The organism is Cohnella sp. GCM10012308 (genome assembly GCF_042649185.1).
Taxonomy (GTDB): domain Bacteria; phylum Bacillota; class Bacilli; order Paenibacillales; family Paenibacillaceae; genus Cohnella.
Genome location: NZ_JBHRYU010000076.1, coordinates 1 through 1353, shown reverse-complemented (window position 1 = coordinate 1353; position 1353 = coordinate 1). Strand labels below are relative to the sequence as shown.

General features: G+C 50.7%; 1 protein-coding gene. It reads right to left on the bottom strand.

The annotated features are described in order from the left end of the window. Positions 1 to 1353 (bottom strand): transposase (locus tag ACFOTD_RS34455; protein WP_378124528.1); only part of this gene is annotated, 1353 nt, incomplete at both ends.

Genomic DNA, 1353 nt, shown 5'->3' with positions numbered 1-1353 from the left:
TCTTTTAAGCTTTCGCGTCGTGCCTAATTCCAGATAAAGTTTTAAATAGGCAAAGACACGCTCAACCGCGGTCCGCTGTTTAAATAATTGATGGAACTTTTCACTGCCTCGCCCAGGTGCAGTGTATCTACGAACATCCTCTTTTACTTGTTTTTTTATCACCTTTTGGCAGCCGTCGGCTTGAAACGGACAGGCTGCGCATTCTTTGGGTGCTACAAATTTAACAGTATCCCGCGTCGCATCATAGCTATCGTAGCGGTACGAATGACCTTGTTTGCACGTTGGGCGCAAGTGTTTATCTACACCATCCGGCAGCTTGGTGCGATGAACAAGCGGAATAAGCGAAGATGCACCTACATCTCTAACTTGCTGGTAAACGGGCTCGCTATCGTATCCTTTGTCGCCTAACACGTACTTAGGCTGGAGTGTTGGGAACCGCTCTTTTAATCGTTTAAGCAGCACGATCGCCGGACGTTGGTCGTTTACGTGAGCCGAGCAGTTTACGCCAGTCACAATATACTGACTCTGGCAATCCACTAACAAATTGAGCTTGTAGCCGTACCCATATTTTACGCGTCCGCTTCCACGGGGATCGCCTTTTGCTCCTACACTTGGATAGGTCGGCATGTCCGCGATGAGTTCCTCGTAGCTGCAAGACAACATCCCCGCAACTTCCTTTTCGAAGTGTGTTAACGAAGCTTCGTAAGCCTCGACTTGCGCACGCCACGCGGCCTCCTCGGCTTTGGGGACGCGCCCGCGTTTGGCGCGCTTGGGTTTCTCGGGCTTGGGGGCTGGCTGCGGGACATGGCTGACGGCGTCCAAAAAAGCAGGCTCTTCGCTGTCTTCTACCTCCTTGGGGAGAATGGACGGGGCCGGTTTAGACGCGTCAATTTTGGGGTTTCGGTCAAAGGCTTCCACATGCGAAGAGTCCACCGCCATGCTTTCACCTTTCAGGAAGCCTTCTGTAATCGCTGCATCCACCGTAATATCGATGACCTCATGCAGGATACCGGATTGCTGAAGTTTGGTGAAAAGCCTGGAATAGGCGGCTTGGCTCGGTACCCGATCAGAGCCTGTAAAGTGACAGCGCAATCTGAATTCTGCACTGCTTTTCAGACGGTTGACCAGGTCCTTGATGAAGCGAATATGCTCGATTTTGCAAAGGATAAGCGAAAAGATCATCGCTCTGGTGTTCAAGCTTTCGGGCCGACCACGTCGTTTGAAGCTACTGATGGCGTACAAGATTTTCGCAATAGGAACTTCTTCCAAAATGAGGTCGTCTTTTGACGCCGGGGACATTTTTAGAAGGGTCTCAAAGGAAAAGAGCTCTTCCTGTCGAATTGGAAACGTAGG